This is a genomic window from Allostreptomyces psammosilenae (assembly GCF_013407765.1).
In the GTDB taxonomy this organism is placed as follows: domain Bacteria; phylum Actinomycetota; class Actinomycetes; order Streptomycetales; family Streptomycetaceae; genus Allostreptomyces; species Allostreptomyces psammosilenae.
On sequence record NZ_JACBZD010000001.1, the window covers coordinates 713,002 to 729,776 of the forward strand.

The following is a 16,775-nucleotide window of genomic DNA, read 5'->3' on the forward strand; positions in this document are numbered from 1 at the left end:
CGGTCACCCCTCCGGGGGCGTGGACGGGCCGCCGACCGCCACGGCGGCGTAGGCATGGTGGGTCAGCGCCCAGCTCACGTCCCGGTGCGCGGCCATCATCTGCACGTCGCGCCAGTGCCGGGCGAGCGGGTGGTCCTCCAGGTGCGCTGCGGTTCCGGTCAGCCGGACCAGCCGGTGCACGGCCCGCTCGCACAGCCGTGCCAGGTAGGCGCGGTCCCGGCTGACCGTGGCCGACTCGGCCGCGGAGAGGGCCCGCCGCTCGACGCCGGCCGCGTGCAGGGTGGCGCAGACGGCGTCGTACAGGTGGCGGGCGCAGGCCAGCTCGGCGGCGCTCTCGGTCAGGCCGTCCCGCACCAGTGGTTGCTCCGACCGCGGCGACGGGCGGCCGGCGGGAGTGCGCAGCCCGGCCAGGTAGGCCTCGAACGCGCCCTCGGCGCAGCCCAGCAGCGGTCCGATGATCGAGCTGGTGGCGTAGGACCGGAAGGGCACCTCGCCGAGGTAGTCGGTGGGCGCGGACTCCTTCGACCAGCGCTCGGCGAAGCAGCGGGACAGCGGGTCGACGCGCTCCTCGGGCACGAACTCGCCGTCGACGGCGATGGTCCGGGAGCCGGTGGCGGACATCCCGGAGACGTACCAGTCGTCCTCCACCCGGACCCGGTCGGTGCGCAGCGGGACCAGGACCCGCTCGCCGCCGGCCGTGCCATCCGTGCCGGCCGCGCCGGTGGCGTCCCGGCACGGTCCGTTGACGATGATCCACTCCGCGTGGTCGACGGCGGAGCAGAACCGCCACCGCCCGGTCACCTCGACGCCGCCGGCGACCCGGGTGATCCGTCCGTCGGCCGCGGCGGAGGCCGTGGCGAAGAGCTGCCGTGGGCCGTCGGCGAACAGCAGCGCCGTGACCGGCTCGGGCAGTCGGCCGGCCAGTGCGGCGTGTCCGCCGACGACGCCGATGACCCATCCGGTCGACGGGCAGGCGCGGGCGGCCCGCCGGGCGGCCTCGACGAGCGTGGGCCAGCCGTACCCGGGACCGCCGTGGCGGGTGGGGGCGACGATGTGGAGCAGGCCGGCGTCGGACAGTTCGGCGATGGTCTCCCGGGGCAGGCGGCGCGCCCGTTCGGCGATGGCGGCGCGCTCCCGCCAGCGGCCGGCGAGCGCGTCGACCCGCTCGCAGACCTCGGGGTCGGCGCCCGGCGGGGGCGGTCCGGTGTCGTTCATGGTGTCCGCTCCCCCTCGCGTCCGCCGACCCGGCGGACGAGGTGCTCCTCGAACCGGAACGCGTCCGGGATGTGCGGCCGGCCGGAGAGTTCGAGGAACTCCCCGAGCAGGTCCGCGTCGTCGCCGGCCACGAACTCGTAGAAGTTGGTGCCGTTCCAGAGCAGGTACACGTGGCCGAAGCGCTCGCTGAGCGCGGCGACGAGGTCGTCGAAGGCGACCTGGCCGTCCACCATCCGGGAGAGCATCTCGCGCCGCTTGCGTTCGATCTCCTCGGGCGAGAAGTAGGCGGCCTTGTGGATCGAGTCCTTGGCCTCCTCCCGCCGCCGGTACTCGCGCGGGTCCGGGTGGTTCAGCTTCTCCAGGAAGAAGGCCAGCCCGCCGGGGCGCAGCACCTCGGCGAGGTGGGCGATCTGGGCGGGGCGGTCCTTGCCGTAGAACTGGAACGCGGCGGTCTCGTAGACGAAGTCCACGCCGTCCCGGAACGGCGCGTACTCGGGGTTCTCGCGCAGTGTCCGGCTGGTGAGCCGGAACAGCGAGTCGGGGAAGTACCGGGAGCGGGCGGGGTCGGCGTCGGCGTGGAAGTACGGTTCGTTGGCTTTGTTGGGCGAGCTGGTCAGCGTGGTGACGCGGCCCCGCGCGAACTCGGCGAGTGTCCGGCCGGCGGTGCCGTCGAAGGCGTCGGCCTCGTAGAAGGTGAGGCCCCGCCCCTCCCGGGCCGCCCGGCGCTCGGCCAGCCGGCACAGCGCGAGGCCGACCCGGGACAGTTCCTCCAGCACGCCCGGAACGCTGGCCAGGAAGTGGTGGAAGAGCGGTCCGGCCCGCTCCACCATGCGGTCCTGGTAGGCGAGGAGCAGCGGATCGTCGACGCGGTCCCGGATGGTGGAGCGCACCGGTCGGCGGGGGACCTGGTCGCGTCCGGTGGCGATGGCGTCGAAGCGGTCGGCGAGGGCCAGCATGGGGGAGGCCGCCACGTAGCCGGGTGCCGCGGCGTGGGCCGGCTCGGCGTGGGCCGGCTCTGCGTCGGCGGGCTCTGCGTCGGCGGGCTCGGCGTGGGCTGCTTCGGCGTCGGCTCCTTCGGCGTGGACCGCCTCGGAGTCGGCGGCCGGCGGCCGGGTGCGGGCGGCCAGCTCCCGCTCCAGCCTCCGGCGGTCCGTCTTGCCGGAGTCGGTGCGCGGCAGCTCGTCGTAGAAGGCGACCACCGCCGGCACCATGTGCCAGTCCAGGGCGAGCGCGCAGTGCCGCCGCAGTTCCTCCGCGTCGGCGGTGGCACCGCCGCGGGTGGCCTCCGCGCGCAGGACGACGCAGGCGGCGGGCACCTGGCCGGCCTCCTCGTCCGGCAGCGGCACCACGGCGGCATCGACCACGTCGGGGTGCTGCCGCAGCCGCGCCTCGACCTCGTGCGGGTTCACCTTGAACAACGACCGCGCGAAGGCGTCGTCCCGGCGCGCCACCCAGTACAGGAAGCCGTCCCGGTCCCGGGTGAACAGGTCGCCGGTGAACAGCACCGCCTCCGCGCCGAACAGGCCCCGGCGCAGCACCCGTTCGGTGAGCTCCGGGCGGCGCCAGTAGCCCTGCATCACCAGGTCGCCGCTGAGGGCGAGTTCGCCGACGACGTCCGGTTCCTCGATCGGCGCGCCCGCGTCGTCGACCAGGTAGGCGGTCACGCCGGGGATGGGCCGGCCCACCGAGGTGGGGCGCCGGTCGAGCTCCTCCGGCGGCAGGGCGGCCACCCGCTTGCACTCCGTCAGCCCGTACATGGAGTGGATCGGCACGTCCGGGAAGGCGGCGCGCAGTCTCCTGATGTGCTCGACGGGCAGCCGCTGCCCGGTGCTGGACAGGTAGCGGACCGTCGGGATCGCGAACCGCGAGAGGTCGTCGACCGCGCACAGCCGGGCCAGCACGGAGGGGAAGGCGTGCACGGCCGTCACGCCCTCCCGGTCGATGGTCTCCAGGATCTCCTCGGGCCGCCGCGGCAGGCCGCGCCCCAGCACCACCCGGCCGCCGTAGGACAGCGGCATCATGATGTTGTAGAAGCCGAAGTCCGAGCCGATCGGCGCGTAGCTGAGCACCACGTCGTCGGCGGTGTTCGCCAGGTATCCGGTGACGGCCCGCAGGGCGGCGAGCATGTTGCGGTGGGTGATGGTCACGCCCTTGGGGGCGGCGCTGGAGCCGGAGGTGTAGAACAGGGCGGCGAGCTGCCCGGCCACCGGGATGCCCGGCCCGAGCCGCGGGCGGGCGAGCGGACGGGCGCGGCGGGTCGCCCGCCCAGGGTCCGCGGAGTCGTCGTCGAGCGGCCAGACGGCCGTCAGGTCGGTCTCGGCCAGCAGGTCGCCGAGGTCGGCGGCCCGGTCGGTGAACAGGACGGCGGCGTCGGACTCGGCGATCTGGAACAGCAGCTTGCGCCGGTCGAAGGTCGGGTGGATCGTGACGACGCAGCAGCCCGCCTTGAGGATGCCGATGACCGCGGCGATGACGCCCGGTGACAGGTCGGCGTAGACCACCACCCGGTCGCCGGGGGCGGCGCCGAGGGCGAGCAGTCCGGCCGCGTAGGCGTCGGCCGCCGCGTTCAGGGCCCCGTAGCGGATGTGGGTGCCCTCCAGGGTGACGGCCGTGCGCTCCGGCGTCCGCCGGGCGTGCCGCTCGAAGAGGGCGTGGAAGTGGGTGGCCGCTGCGGACGGGTCCTGGTCCGGGGGGAGCGCGCGCGACATCAATAGGACGACGCTTCGTCGCGGTCCAGCAGATGGCGTTCGGTGCCGTGCAGCGGCGGGTTGAAGACGCTGATCAGCGTCAGGTCGGTGTGCGGGTCCGCGCGCAGGTGGTGCCGGTCGTGGCGGTCGAGGGCGTACAGCACGCCGGGGGTGATCCGGTGGACGGTGCCGTCCGCGTCCTCGATCTCGCCGGAGCCGGCCAGGCAGTAGCACGCCTCCAGGTGCGCGCGGTACTCCAGCAGGGAGGAGGTGCCGGCCCGCACCACCGTGTGGCAGACGGTGAACCCCATGTTGTCCCCGGCGGTGAGCAGACGCCAACTGGTGCCGTTGCCCCACTCGACCTCGTACTTGGTGCCGGATAATTCGGCCACTGATCTGATCAACATCGCAGGCTCCGGTGGTGGAGGACGGTGTCGTGGGCAGCGGCGGGAACGTGGGGCTCGGTGGGCCCACGGGGGCCACGACGCTGGGCGGGATCGATCCGGTCGAGAGCGCAGACCAAGGGGAATCGTCGGCGTGAGCCGAGGTGATCGTCAAGCGCGCCCCGGGTGTGATCCGCGACACAGCGGCGATCGCGCCGGGCGCGTTCGGCCACGTCCGGGGACCGCGCCCGGCGGGCGGCCGCCCGGGACGGAAGGCCGCGTGCAGGAATTCTTCACCGAGCCTTCAGCGGCGCCCGCTAACCTGCGCTCGTCACCCCGTGCGGCCGTCCCCCACAACGGCGACCGATTGGAGCGCGCGCCCGTGCCCTTCTCCGTCACCACCAGCATCGAGATCGACGCGCCGCCCGAACGGGTCTGGGAGGTCCTCACCGACTTCGCCGGCTACCAGGAGTGGAACCCCTTCATCTTCTCCGCCAGCGGCAGCGCCACCCCCGGCGAGACCCTGCTGATGAGGTTCCGCGACCTCAAGGGCCGGGTCACCACCTTCAGCCCGACCGTGGTGGCCGCCGTGCCCGGACGGGAACTGCGCTGGCTCGGCAAGCTCGTGCACGCGCGGCTCTTCGCCGGCGAGCACCAGTTCTACCTGCGCCCGCTGGACGGGGACCGCACCCGGCTGGAGCACCGCGAGGACTTCACCGGCCTGCTGATGCCGCTGCTGCGCCCCCGGATGCGGCGGTGGACGGCGCCGCAGTTCCCGGTCATGGACAAGGCCCTGGCCCGGGTCGCCGAGTCCGCCCCCGGCGCCTGACGGCTCCGCGGGCGACCACCGGCCGTGGCCGGACGCGCCGGCGGCCCCGGGGCCCGCGGCGCCGTCCGGAGCCGCCGCCGGGGAGAGCGGCGGCCCGGACGGCGCGTCGGGGCGGATGGTCGACGGGCGGACGGTCGCGGGGCGGTGGGACGGTCAGCGGTGCGGTGCGGGTGACGGCGCGCCGGCCCCGAGCCGGCGTCCCGGCGGCTCCGCCCGGGCCACGGCCGCCCCGCAGGGCTCACGCCGCCCCGCAGGGTTGACGCCGCCCCGCAGGGTTGACGCCGCCCCGCAGGGCTCACCGCCTGCCCGCAGGGCTCACGGCTGGGCCGGGAGCCGGTTGCCGCGCACCACGTTCGCGTACCAGCGGGCGCTGTCCTTGGGGATGCGCCGCTGCGTCGGGTAGTCCACGTAGACCGCGCCGAAGCGGCGGCTGTAGCCGTAGGACCACTCGAAGTTGTCCAGCAGGGACCACAGGAAGTAGCCCCGCACGTCCACCCCGGCGTCCAGCGCCCGGGCCACCGCGGCGAGGTGGCCGTGCAGGTAGGAGATCCGCTCCGGGTCGCGCACCCGCCCGTCCTCGTCGAGGCGGTCGTCGAACGCCGCGCCGTTCTCGGTGATCATCAGCGGCAGCCCGGGGTGCTCCCGCTGGGTGCGCACCAGCAGGTCGTACAGCCCGCTCGGGTCCACCGCCCAGTTCATCGCGGTGCGCGGGCCGGGCGGGAGGTGGAAGGCGACCTGGTCGGCCCCGGGCCAGGGGGAGTGGGTGCTGGCGCCGTGACCGTCGTCGCCGTGCGCGGCCTCCCCGGCGGAGCCGTCCAGCGCGGACACCACTGAGGGGTAGTAGTAGTTGACGCCCAGCACGTCGATCGGCACGCGGCCGATCGCCTCCAGGTCGCCGCCCTGGACGAACGACCAGTCGGTGACCTTGGCGGTGTCCGCGATCAGGTCGGGCGGGTAGGCGCCGGACAGCATCGGGCCGGTGAACACCCGGTTGGCCAGGGCGTCGATCCGCCGGGCGGCGTCCGCGTCCGCCGCGCTGGCGGTGAGCGGCCTGGCCTCCACCAGGTTCAGCGTCACGGACAGCTGCGCGTCGGACGGCAGCGTGGCGCGCAGCGCCTGGGCGCCCAGGCCGTGCGCCAGGTTCAGGTGGTGCGCGGCGCGCAGCGCGGCCGCCGGTTCGGTGCGGCCGGGGGCGTGCACTCCGGAGCCGTAGCCGAGGAAGGCCGAGCACCACGGTTCGTTGAGGGTGGACCACATGCCGATCCGGTCGCCGAGCGCCTCGGCCACCAGGGTGGCGTAGTCGGCGAACCGCCGGGCGGTGTCGCGGTGCGGCCATCCCCCGGCGTCCTCCAGGTCCTGCGGGAGGTCCCAGTGGTAGAGGGTGACGACCGGGGTGATGCCGGCCTCCAGCAGCTCGTCGGTGAGCCGCCGGTAGAAGTCCAGGCCGGAGCGGACGGCGGGGCCGCGCCCGGTGGGCTGGACCCGGGACCAGGAGACGGAGAACCGGTAGGCGCGCAGGCCCAGGTCCGCCATCAGGGCGACGTCCTCGCGGTAGCGGTGGTAGTGGTCGGCGGCGACGTCGCCGGTGTCGCCGCCGCGCACCCGGCCGGGCGTGTGCGAGAAGGTGTCCCAGATCGAGGGGGTGCGGCCGTCCTCGGCGGCGGCGCCCTCGATCTGGTAGGCGGCGGTCGCCGCGCCCCAGAGGAAGCCGCTGGGGAAGCGGATCTCCGCGGCGTTCTCCGGGGCCGTCTCCGGGGCGGGCGTCGGGGCGTTCGCCGCGGGCTCCTGGGTGAGGTGGGCCGTGGCCAGCTCCGGCGCGACGGTGCTGCCGGGGGCGGAGACGGGCGACGGCGTGGTGGTGGGATGTACGGCTGCCACGTTGGTCATCCGTTCGTTCGGGGGGACGTGGTTACATCGAGAGCGCTCTTGAGAGCGCTCTCATTTGTGGGGACGCTCCATGGTAGGCAGTCCGGGCGGCTCCGTGAGGACGATTCCTCATCAACCCTTCACCGCGCCCTGCATGATGCCGCTGACGATCTGCCGGCCGAAGACCACGAAGAGCAGCAGCAGCGGCAGCGTGCCCAGGAGCGCCCCCGCCATGATCAGCGACTGGTCCGGCACGTAGCCCTGGCTGAGCTGGGTGAGCGAGACCTGCACGGTGGGGTTGTTCTGGTCCAGGACCAGGAAGGGCCAGAAGAACTCGTTCCAGGCCTGGACGAAGGTGATCATGAACAGCACGGCCATCGCCGGACGGGCGATCGGCAGCACCACGCTCCAGAAGATCCGCAGGCTGTGCGCGCCGTCCACCCGGGCCGCCTCGATCAGCTCGAACGGCAGCGCCTCGGCGATGTACTGGCGCATGAAGAACACGCCCACCGCGCTGACCAGCGTCGGCAGGATCACGGCCTGGAGCTGGTTGGTCCAGTCGAGCTGGTTGATGAGCATGTACAGCGGGACGACGCTGAGCTGCGGCGGGATCATCATCGTCCCGATCACCACCATCAGCAGCACGTTGCGCAGCCGGAACGTCAGCTTGGCGAAGGCGAACCCGGCCAGGGTGCCGAAGAGCACGGTGGCCAGCGAGATCACCGCGGCCACGACGAAGCTGTTGAACATCGCCGTCGCCATGTTCGCCTGCTCCCAGGCCGCGGAGAGGTTGCTCCACAGGTTGGGGCCGGGCAGGAACGGCGGCGGGGTGTCGGCGAGCCGACCGGTGTCCTGCGAGGCGGCCACCACCGTCCAGTACAGCGGGAAGAGCGACAGCAGGGCGGTGATGCCCAGCAGGACGTACGCCACCGGGCCGGCGTCCATCTGGCGTCCGGCGCCCGGCGCGAGCCGGCGCCGCCGTGCCGGGGCGCCGGCCGGTGGAGCGGCGGCCGCTCCGGGGGAGGAACCGCGGGGCGGGCGGGCCGCCGCCGTGGTGTCGGTCGTCATCTCTCGGTCTCCATCTCTCGCGTGGGCCGGCCGGGCACGGGCCCGGACACCCCAACGCGGTCGGGCGTCAGGACCTGCGCAGGCGGCGTGAGACCAGTGCGTTGAGGGCGAAGACGATCAGCAGGATCAGGAACATCAGCCAGGCGATGGCCGCGCCGCGTCCCAGGTGGCCGTACGTCCAGCCGTTCTCGTAGAGCAGCAGGCCGAGCGTCTGGTACTGGTTGTTGATCCCGCCGCTCGCTCCGGCGGCGCCACCGAAGATCAGCGGCTCGCCGAACAGCTGGGTGGCCCCGATCGTGGAGAGCACCACCGTGAACACGATGGTCGGCCGGATGCCCGGGATGGTGACCTGGCGGAACTGCTGCCAGCGGGAGGCCCCGTCGATCGCCGACGCCTCGTAGAGGTCCCTGGAGATCGCCTGCATCGCGGCCAGGTACAGCAGGGCGTTGTAGCCGGTCCAGCGCCACGTCACGATGACCGAGATGGCGATCTGCGCGGTGAGGTCGCCGTTCTCCCAGTCCACGGCGTCGATCCCGACCAGCCCGAGGAACCAGTTCATCACCGCCTCGTCGCCGGGGCTGAACAGCAGCGAGAAGATCAGCGCCGAGGCGGCGACCGAGGTGGCGTACGGGGTCAGCGCGGCCACCCGGAAGAAGATCGAGCCGCGCAGCCGGTAGTTCAGCAGGTGCGCGATGCCCAGGGCCATCAGCAACTGCGGGACGGTGGAGAGCACCCCCAGGGTGAAGGTGTTCCACAGGGCGTTCCAGAACAGCTCGTCCTGGACCAGCGCCGTGTAGTTCTCCAGCCCCAGCCACTCCATCTCGGTGCTGCCCAGGTCGACCCGGTGCAGCGATACCCACCCGGTGTAGATCAGCGGGTAGAGCCCGAAGGCGCCGAAGAGCACGAAGAACGGGGCGATGTACGCGTACGGGGCCGCCCGCATGTCGAGGGCATGCCACCGGGAGCTCCAGGCCTGCCGGCGGGAGGTGGTCGAACGGGGCGCGGGGGAGCGCCCGGAGGGTGGGCGTGGTTCCTTGGTCGGTGGTGCGGTGGAGGTGGCCAAGACGGCCTCCTTCCTCGGCTGGTTCCCCGCCCACCGTCCGGATGGCGGGCGAGGACGGTGGGCGGGAGGCGGGGCGCGGACGTCGGGTCGGGGACGCCGCGTGGTGCGCCGGGTCGGACATCGGGTCGGGGACGCACGGTCGGGGACGCCCTGTCGGACGCCGGCGCGGGAGCCCAGGGGGGCGGGAGGAGCCGGGGACCGGAGCCGGGCGGGGCGGGACGGGAGGCCGCCCGGGGCGGGATCGCCGGTCCCCGGCGGCACGGGTCAGCCGACGATGCGCCCGATCTCGGCGACGCTGGCCTCCCAGGACTCCGCCGGGTCGGCTCCCTGCTCGATCCGCTCGATGCCCTCCGCGATGGCGTCCATGATCACGCCGTCCCGGGAGCCGAGGGTGATCGTCGGGACCTCCTCCGCGGCGGCGACGAAGATCTCGCCGATCGGCGCGCCGTTGAAGTACTCCAGCGTCGCCCCGCGCACGGTGTCGGACTCCATCGCCTCCACCGACGAGGGGAAGATCGCTTCCTGGGTGAAGACCCGCTGCTGCTGCTCGGGCGCGGTCAGCCAGGCGGCGAGTGCCTGCGCCTCCTCCTTGTGCTCGCTCTCCTCCGGCACGGCGAGGAAGGAGCCGCCCCAGTTGGCGCCGTGCGGCGCCCGGGCCACGTCCCACTTCCCGGCGTTCTCCTCGCCGGCGAACAGCTGGACCTGGGCGAGCATCCAGGAGGGGCAGATGACGGTCGCGAAGGCGTTGTCGCCGAAGGCCTGCTCCCAGCCGGTCTCGAACTGGCGCAGGCCCGCCGTCATGCCGCTGCCCGCCGCGCGCGCGGCGACGTCCCAGGCCTCCTGGACCGCCGGGTTCTCCTGGTAGATCAGGTTGCCGGACTCGTCGTAGTACTGCAGCGGGCTGGCGCTGATCGCCGCGTTGTACAGGCCGGAGGCGGTGTCCATGAAGGCGACGCCCTCGGGGCCGCTCGCCATGAACTGCTCGCCGGTGTCCACGTAGGCGTCCCACCCGGACGCCCACAGCTGGGAGACGGCCTCGCGGTCGGTGGGCAGGCCGGCCTGTTCGAAGAAGTCGGTGCGGTAGCACACGGCCATCGGTCCGATGTCGGTGCCCGCGCCGATCAGCCGGCCGTCGGCCGTGGTGGCCTGCGCGGACTTCCACTCCGGCCAGTCGGTGGGTTCGACGCCGGGCACCTGGGAGAGGTCGGAGAAGACGTCGGCGTGCTGGTCGACGATCTCCTTGATCCGGCCGACCTCGATGGCCTGGATGTCCATCAGGTCCCCGCCGCCGCCGATCCGGGTCAGCAGGTTCTGGTAGTAGACGTCCTCCTCGCCGGCGGCCTGCGCCTCGATCCGGATGTCGGGGTTGAGCCGCTCGTACTCCTCGAAGAGCCCGGCCTGCTCGTAGCCGAACACGCCGTACAGGCCGACCTGGAGCGTGATCCGCCCGTCGTCGGAGGTCTCCTCGCCACCGCCGCCGCAGCCGGCGACCAGCGCCAGGCAGGTGGCGGCCGCGACGGCCATGGCGGCGCGCGGGCGTGCTCGCCGTCGCCCCGGCGATGCCGCTCGCTGGTGAACCGTGCCCATCCAGTCCTCCTCGACGCTCGGGATCCGCTGATCCGGCGCGGTGTTGGCGCGCCGGAACGCGGACTCCCGGGCGTGGAACGTCACGGGAGATCGTGGGAGCGCTCCCACGATCGCGGTTGCGTGAAGCTTCGGGTCGTCAGGTATGCGGTGTCAAGGCTGAGGACAGAGTTCTCCGTGGCAACATGACAGTCCGTCACACCACCGTGTCGCGTTGCGACCCTCGTCCGCTCCCGCGCCCGGGGGGTGGCGCCGCAGTCCGCGACATGGGCGCGGATGGTCGGCGCTACGCTGCAAGCTGCGCGTTCCGCGCCGGGAGGCGCCCCCGGCATCCGGTATGGCGAGAGGTGGACGATGAACCCAACAGTTCGGCGGGCCAACCGGCCCACGCTCGAAGCCGTTGCCGCCCGCGCCGGGGTCGGGCGCGGCACGGTCTCCCGCGTCGTGAACGGCTCCCCGCGGGTCAGCGCCGAGACCCGCGAGGCGGTGCGCTCCGCCATCGAGGAACTCGGCTACGTCCCCAACCGGGCCGCCCGGACCCTGGTCACCAGCCGGACCGACTCGGTCGCGCTGATCGTTCCGGAGTCGGAGTCCAAGCTGGTCGGTGAACCGTACTTCTCGGACATCATCCGCGGCGTCAGCGCCGAACTCTCGCTCTCCGACGTGCAGCTGCTGCTGATCCTGGTGCGCAGCGACGCGGAGCGGCGCAAACTGGCCGACTACCTGCACGCGCACCGCGTCGACGGCGTGATGATGGTCTCCGTGCACGGCGACGACCCGCTGCTGGAGGTGCTGGAGCGCATCGAGCTGCCCGTGGTGCTGGCCGGACGCCGATCCGAACTGGAGCCGCTGACCCACGTGCACTCCGACAACGTGGGCGGCGCCGCGGCGGCCGTCAGCCACCTGCTGCGCCGCGGCAGGCGCTCCATCGCGGCGATCACCGGGCCGCTCGACATGGACGTCGCCCGCGGGCGGCTGGACGGCTACCGCAAGGCGCTCCAGCTCGGCGGTGTGCCCGTGCAGGAGGACCTGATCGAGCGGGCGGACTTCACCGAGGAGGGCGGGCGCCGGGCGATGGCGGAGCTGCTGGCCAGGCGCCCGGACCTGGACGCGGTCTTCGCCGCCTCCGACGTCATGGCGGCGGCCGCGCTGTCGGTGCTGCGCGCGGCCGGGCGCCGGGTGCCGGAGGACGTGGCCCTGGTGGGCTTCGAGGACTCCGCGATCGCCCGGCACACCGACCCACCGCTGACGAGTGTCCGCCAGCCGATCGAGGAGGTCGGGCGGACACTGGCCAAGCTGCTGATGGAGCAGATCGCCGACCCGGGGAAGGCCCGCCGCCAGGTGGTCCTGGGCACCGAACTGGTCCGCCGCGACTCCGCCTGAACGGCGGGTGGGGCGGGCCGGCCGGTGGGGTGGCGCGTGCCGGTTGGCGGGCCCGTGCTGGATGGCGGGCCGGCGTGTGCCTCGGCGGCGCGGGTACGCGGTCGGCCGGCCCTTCACCCGCACGGTGCAGACCCGGGCCCTGCACGGCGGTCCGCGATGGCGCAACGCCAACGCCCGCCATCCCGACGTTCTGGCCGCTCAACGTCGAGAACGGGCCCGCATCCGCGGTGAGCAGAGCTCTCACCGGGACGGACGCCCGCTCGTTGGCGCGGCCGGACGGCACTCCGCGTGCATCGCCTCCGCCCCAGTGAGGAACCAGAGGACACCCGTGAGCATCCGTACGACTCATCGCGCTCTGCTGAGCCGTCTGCTGCCCGACGACGAACCGGGCGACCTCGTAGTGCGGCAGGGGCAATTCCACATCGCGGTCATCGGTTCGGACCGCGTCGTGTGCCTGCCTCGCACCCGGGCAGCAGCCGTCCGGCTGCCCCAGCGGGCGGCGGTACTACACGCGCTCGCCGACCTCGATCTCGGCTTCCGCACACCCGAGCCGCTGCTCCAGGGCGGCGCCCACGGCACCGACGAGGCGCCGTTCCTGGTACTCAGTCGCATTCCCGGGGAACCGCTGGAAACCGACGCCCTGAACGATGCCCGAGTGGTCGACACCGTGGCGGCGCAGTACGCCACCCTGCTGTCCGATCTGGCCCGTGCCGGCACCGACGAGACGGTCCGAGCAGTTCTCCCTCCGGTGGCAGAAGGCCGGTGGCGGCGGTTCGCGGAGAACGTACGCGCGGAGCTGTTCCCGCTCATGTCCGATAGCGGACGCCTACGGGCCGAGCGGGAACTCACGGCACTTGACGGTCTTCCCCACCTCACCCGAGCAGTGGTGCACGGCGACCTCGGTGCCGAGAACGTCCTATGGGAGTGGACGCGCGGACTACCGCGCCTCTCCGGAGTACTCGACTGGGACGACGTCACACTCAGCGACCCGGCCGAGGACCTCGCGGCCATCGGCGCCAGCTACGGCCCTGAGCTCCTGGAGCGGGTGCTCGCCCGGGGCAACTGGTCGGACCACGGACTCCCCACCCGCATCGCCGCGATCCGCGGCACATTCGCCCTGCAGCAAGCCCTCTACGCAATCCGCGACGGCGACGAGGAGGAACTCGCGGACGGCCTGGCCGACTACCGCTGAGGCACACCGGCGCGTCCACTTCACCGAGCACCTCACGGCAACAGCAACCCGGGCGAACCCATGCGGTCACAGCACTAGCGTGATCAGTGTGGGTGTGGCAAGGGCCCTCTCCCGATCTGTGGATAACTGCGCCGCCCCCGTGTTCCAAGGGGATAGCGCATGTGGGGAGAGGTTGGCAAGGGGCTTCTGTCTGCCTGTGGATAACTGCGCCGCCCCCATGTTCCAAGGGGATAGCGCAGGTAGGGCGAGATCGGCAAGAGCCCTCCGTCTGCCTGTGGATAACCGCGGCGCCCCCGTGTTTCAAAGGGGTAGCACGGGCGGGGCATGGGTGGCAAGGGGGAATTCGAGCTTGCGGATAGGCGGTTGCGGTAGCGGGTTTTTGGAGCGCTCCGTGGAAAGGTGTGCTCGTGATGGCGCCCCGCGTTCCGTGAGGAGGAGTAGGGTCGTCCTGCTTTCGGTGGGAGAAAAGGCGGTGCCCCGGGCTCTGTGAGGATAAAAGCGACGCCACGCATTCCTTGGGAGAAAAGGCGGTGCCCCGGGCTCCGTGAGGATAAAAGCGACGCCTGGCATTCCGTGGGGGAAACGGCGGCGCCCCGGGCTCGGTGGGGATAAAAGCGACGCCTCGCATTCCTTGGGGAAAGGGCGGCGCCCCCGTCTCGCATCGAGAGCGAACTGCCGATGTCCCACCCATGAGGGAAACGGCGGTGTCCCGCGTTCCGTGCGGGACACGGGACACCGCCGTGCGACCTGCCGCCCGGAGACATTCGGGCCCACCGTGCCGTGGCGGCGCGTGTCTCCTGCGGTCGGCGTTCCTCCCCGGCCGCGTGGAACAGCCGTGCGCCGCTGTTCGACGGCGGCCACGCGTTCCGGGCCGGGAGGGAAGGGGATTTCAGGAACGGCCGGCGTCGTTCAGGCGGTCGTGCTGGTCCTGGCTCAGTTCCAGATCGAGCGAGGCCAGCGCGTCGTCCAGCTGCGCCACGGAGCTCACGCCGATCAGCGGGATCACCGTCGGCCGGTGGGCGCGCAGCCAGGCGAGGACCACCTGGCCGGGCTTGGCGCCGCACTCGGTGGCCACCTCGCGGACCGTGGCCAGCCGCGCGGCCGTGCCGGGGTGGTTGTAGGCCGGCGACAGCTCCTTGTCGGTTCGGTCGTAGGCGCCGAAGAGCAGCGAGGTGTAGGCCACCAGCGGCAGCCCGCGGTCGGTCAACCAGTCCAGGGTCTCCGGGCTGGCGTGCCGGTGGCCGCCCTCCGGGAGGGGCACCTCCGTGCGGGGCGCCAGGTAGCTGTAGCGCTGCTGCACGGCGCGGAAGCCGGGCAGGCCCTCGCGCTCGGCGATCGCCCGCGCCCGCTCCATCCGCCACACCGCGTGGTTGCTGCACCCGAGGGCGCGCACCGAGCCCTCCGTCACCAGCTCGGCCAGCGCCCGTACGGTCGCCTCCAGCGGAACGGACCGGTCGTCCACGTGGGGGTAGAAGAGGTCCACCCGGTCGGTGCCGAGGCGTTCCAGGGAGCCGGCGATCGCCTGCCGGACGACGTCCCGGGACAGGCCCTCCATGTCCTCCAGGCCCCCGCCGGGGTGCCGTGGCCGGGCGCCGCACTTGGTGGCGATCACCATGCGGTCGCGCACCCCGCGGTCGGCCAGCCAGGCGCCGACGACGGTCTCGCTCTCCCCGCCCTGGGTGCCGTTGATCCAGAACGCGTAGTTGTTGGCGGTGTCCACGAAGGTCCCGCCGGCCTCGGCGAACCGGTCGAGGATCGCGAAGGAGGTCTTCTCGTCGACGGTGGTGCCGAAGGGCATCGCGCCCAGGCACAGTTCGCTCACCGCCAGCTCGCCGCCGGGGTTGGCGCTCGCGGCGTCGGCGGCGGTGTCGGACGGGGGCAGGACGATCTGGCGCATGCTCATTCCTCCGGGCTGTTCGGGTCGGCTGGGCTCTCGGTGGACGTCGCGGCCGGCTCCTGGCCGCCGCCCTCGGCCAGCACGCCGCGGTAGTAGTCGATCTTCTTGCGGATGGCCTCGCGGCGCTGGTTGAGCTGGGCGATCCGCTCGGCCAGGTCGGCGTCGTGCTGGTCCAGCAGCGCGATGCGCGCCGGGATGGTGGCGTCGCCGGCCCGGATGAGGTCGGCGAACCGGCGCAGCTCGGCCATCGGCATGTCGGTCTCGCGCAGGCAGCGCACCAGGTCCAGCAGGGCGAGGTCGTCGTCCCGGTAGCGCCGGTGGCCGTTCTCGCCGCGCTCCACCGGGTTCAGCACGCCGACGCGTTCGTAGTAGCGCAAGGTGTCCAGGGAGACGCCGTACTCGTCGGCGACCTCTCCCGGAGTGCGGTAGTTGGTCACGGCCCGAAATCCTGATACCTGGACCGCGCTCCAGGTCAAGGCCGGGGGCGATCTCGGCGCGAATGTCCCGACTCGGCGCCCTCCCGCCGCTGGTCCCCGCCGGCCCGCCGGCCCGCGGCTCCTCCGCGCCTCGGCCAGTGCGCGGAGGGACTACGCGGAGGGACTGGTTCTGGTCTGGATCCAGTTCCGATTCGGATCCGGGATGAGCCGTCATCCATTTCAGGATGCGGTCCGATCTGTTCGAAATTGAACGCTGATGCGGCGTTAGATGGGTTGACGCGTTTGCGTCATCAAGGCACCCTTCCCTCAGGAACGAGCCAGGCCGCTTGTCCCACGGTCGTTTGGGAGCGCTCTCACGCGCTGTCGAATGGTCGTGGGGCATGTACCGTCCCCGCCTCCGCACCCGCCGTCGGGTGGGGGAGAGGGTCACCTCCCGCCGTCCCTTCGGCCGAGCCCGCCCCTGTGGTACGCCGCACCGCGCCACCTCGCCCTCGTCTGGAGGCATCTGTCATGAGCCTGTCCTTTCCGGAGCGCTGGACCTCCGTCATCCTCGGCCTGAATCGCATGGTGTTCGGGCTGCTCTTCGCCTGCCACGGCGCCGCCACCCTGTTCGGCGTGCTCGGCGGCCCGCACGGCGGGCACTCCCCCGAGCTGTTCGCATGGCCCTCCTGGTGGGCCGCGGCGATCCAGCTCGTCGGCGGCGCCCTGGTGCTGGTGGGCCTCGGCACCCGCCCGGCCGCGCTGCTGTGCTCGGGGTCGATGGCGTACGCGTACTTCGTCGTCCACCAGCCGGAGGGGCTGTGGCCGCTGCAGAACGGCGGTGAGCCGTCCGCGATGTACTGCTGGGCCTTCCTCGCCGTGGCGGCCGTCGGCCCGGGCGCGTTCTCCCTGGACGGACTGCTCGCCGGCCGCGGCGGCCAGCGGCAGGACGACCCGCTGTCCGCCACCATGGGGCGGCGGAGAACCACCCCGGTGGCCACCCGGGACTGACGCCCGGACGCCCCGACACCCCTGGAGCAACACCGAAGCACTCCGCCCACCGCCCGAGCCGCGCGGTGGGCGGAGTGGTTCACCGCCCCTTCCGCCACGCCCGGCCGCGCGGAGCGGACGCCGAGGCGTGGACGACCGGCGTTCCGTTCAGGTCTTGTACGCGCGCGGACGACTCCTCCCG

13 protein-coding genes and 1 pseudogene are annotated in these 16,775 nt (G+C 72.9%); 5 read left to right on the top strand and 9 right to left on the bottom strand.

The genetic code is table 11. The features are described 5' to 3' along the window. Positions 1 to 3: 3 nt before the first annotated feature. From FHU37_RS02770 to FHU37_RS02780, 3 genes are read right to left on the bottom strand one after another with little or no spacing between them, the layout of a single operon-like run. Positions 4 to 1,215, bottom strand: coding sequence for an acyl-CoA dehydrogenase family protein (locus tag FHU37_RS02770; RefSeq protein WP_179812627.1), 1,212 nt, complete (start codon positions 1,213 to 1,215; stop codon positions 4 to 6). Then, positions 1,212 to 3,923, bottom strand: coding sequence for a class I adenylate-forming enzyme family protein (locus FHU37_RS02775; protein ID WP_179812628.1), 2,712 nt, complete (start codon positions 3,921 to 3,923; stop codon positions 1,212 to 1,214). The genes FHU37_RS02770 and FHU37_RS02775 overlap by 4 nt, the downstream gene beginning before the upstream one ends. Next, on the bottom strand, positions 3,923 to 4,309 hold the full coding sequence (locus FHU37_RS02780) for an ectoine synthase (protein WP_179812629.1): 387 nt from the start codon (positions 4,307 to 4,309) through the stop codon (positions 3,923 to 3,925). Before FHU37_RS02780 ends, FHU37_RS02775 begins: the two co-directional genes overlap by 1 nt. Before the next feature lie 358 nt (positions 4,310 to 4,667). On the opposite strand from FHU37_RS02780, the gene FHU37_RS29210 reads away from it, so the two are divergent. Beyond that, positions 4,668 to 5,114, top strand: a complete 447-nt coding sequence (locus FHU37_RS29210; protein ID WP_179812630.1) for an SRPBCC domain-containing protein — start codon at positions 4,668 to 4,670, stop codon at positions 5,112 to 5,114. 315 nt (positions 5,115 to 5,429) lie between these two features. Here FHU37_RS29210 and FHU37_RS02790 read toward each other — a convergent pair whose 3' ends face one another. From FHU37_RS02790 to FHU37_RS02805, 4 genes are all read right to left on the bottom strand, one after another. After that, complete coding sequence (locus FHU37_RS02790) at positions 5,430 to 6,839, bottom strand: GH1 family beta-glucosidase (protein ID WP_312892737.1); 1,410 nt, start codon at positions 6,837 to 6,839, stop codon at positions 5,430 to 5,432. 273 nt (positions 6,840 to 7,112) lie between these two features. Beyond that, on the bottom strand, positions 7,113 to 8,048 hold the full coding sequence (locus tag FHU37_RS02795; RefSeq protein ID WP_179812632.1) for a carbohydrate ABC transporter permease: 936 nt from the start codon (positions 8,046 to 8,048) through the stop codon (positions 7,113 to 7,115). Positions 8,049 to 8,115: 67 nt separating this feature from the next. Next, positions 8,116 to 9,111 carry a carbohydrate ABC transporter permease gene (locus FHU37_RS02800; RefSeq protein WP_246449542.1) on the bottom strand — a complete coding sequence of 332 codons (996 nt, stop codon included), beginning with the start codon at positions 9,109 to 9,111 and terminating at the stop codon, positions 8,116 to 8,118. 264 nt (positions 9,112 to 9,375) lie between these two features. After that, positions 9,376 to 10,782 (bottom strand): ABC transporter substrate-binding protein, encoded by a 1,407-nt coding sequence (locus FHU37_RS02805; RefSeq protein WP_312892394.1) that lies wholly within the window; start codon positions 10,780 to 10,782, stop codon positions 9,376 to 9,378. Between the two features lie 267 nt (positions 10,783 to 11,049). On the opposite strand from FHU37_RS02805, the gene FHU37_RS02810 reads away from it, so the two are divergent. The 3 genes and pseudogenes from FHU37_RS02810 to vph all read left to right on the top strand — a co-directional run bounded on the left by FHU37_RS02810 (position 11,050) and on the right by vph (position 13,270). Beyond that, complete coding sequence (locus tag FHU37_RS02810) at positions 11,050 to 12,078, top strand: LacI family DNA-binding transcriptional regulator (RefSeq protein WP_179812633.1); 1,029 nt, start codon at positions 11,050 to 11,052, stop codon at positions 12,076 to 12,078. A 121-nt stretch (positions 12,079 to 12,199) separates the two neighbouring features. Next, positions 12,200 to 12,334: pseudogene (locus FHU37_RS27695) on the top strand (IS630 family transposase); the annotation flags it as partial. A gap of 72 nt (positions 12,335 to 12,406) precedes the next feature. Further along, complete coding sequence (gene vph / locus FHU37_RS02815) at positions 12,407 to 13,270, top strand: viomycin phosphotransferase (RefSeq protein ID WP_179812634.1); 864 nt, start codon at positions 12,407 to 12,409, stop codon at positions 13,268 to 13,270. 889 nt (positions 13,271 to 14,159) lie between these two features. On the opposite strand, the gene FHU37_RS02820 is transcribed toward vph, so the two are convergent. Both FHU37_RS02820 and FHU37_RS02825 read right to left on the bottom strand, forming a co-directional pair. Continuing rightward, a complete protein-coding gene (locus FHU37_RS02820) occupies positions 14,160 to 15,167 on the bottom strand; it encodes an aldo/keto reductase (RefSeq protein ID WP_179812635.1) in 1,008 nt (335 codons plus the stop codon). Between the two features lie 2 nt (positions 15,168 to 15,169). Further along, entirely contained in the window at positions 15,170 to 15,604 is a 435-nt protein-coding gene (locus FHU37_RS02825) for a MerR family transcriptional regulator (protein WP_179812636.1), read from the bottom strand. A gap of 510 nt (positions 15,605 to 16,114) precedes the next feature. On the opposite strand from FHU37_RS02825, the gene FHU37_RS02830 reads away from it, so the two are divergent. Continuing rightward, positions 16,115 to 16,594: a DoxX family protein gene (locus tag FHU37_RS02830; protein WP_179812637.1), complete on the top strand. Its 480-nt coding sequence runs from the start codon at positions 16,115 to 16,117 to the stop codon at positions 16,592 to 16,594. The last annotated feature ends 181 nt before the right edge of the window (positions 16,595 to 16,775 follow it).

Excerpts from the sequence above, each read along its gene's own strand:
- FHU37_RS02770 (WP_179812627.1), bottom strand. The coding sequence starts at position 1,215 with ATGAACGACACCGGACCGCCCCCGCCGGGCGCCGACCCCGAGGTCTGC.
- FHU37_RS02830 (WP_179812637.1), top strand. The coding sequence starts at position 16,115 with ATGAGCCTGTCCTTTCCGGAGCGCTGGACCTCCGTCATCCTCGGCCTG.
- FHU37_RS02820 (WP_179812635.1), bottom strand. The coding sequence starts at position 15,167 with ATGCGCCAGATCGTCCTGCCCCCGTCCGACACCGCCGCCGACGCCGCG.
- FHU37_RS02780 (WP_179812629.1), bottom strand. The coding sequence starts at position 4,309 with ATGTTGATCAGATCAGTGGCCGAATTATCCGGCACCAAGTACGAGGTC.
- FHU37_RS02810 (WP_179812633.1), top strand. The coding sequence starts at position 11,050 with ATGAACCCAACAGTTCGGCGGGCCAACCGGCCCACGCTCGAAGCCGTT.
- FHU37_RS02795 (WP_179812632.1), bottom strand. The coding sequence starts at position 8,048 with ATGACGACCGACACCACGGCGGCGGCCCGCCCGCCCCGCGGTTCCTCC.
- FHU37_RS02775 (WP_179812628.1), bottom strand. The coding sequence starts at position 3,923 with ATGTCGCGCGCGCTCCCCCCGGACCAGGACCCGTCCGCAGCGGCCACC.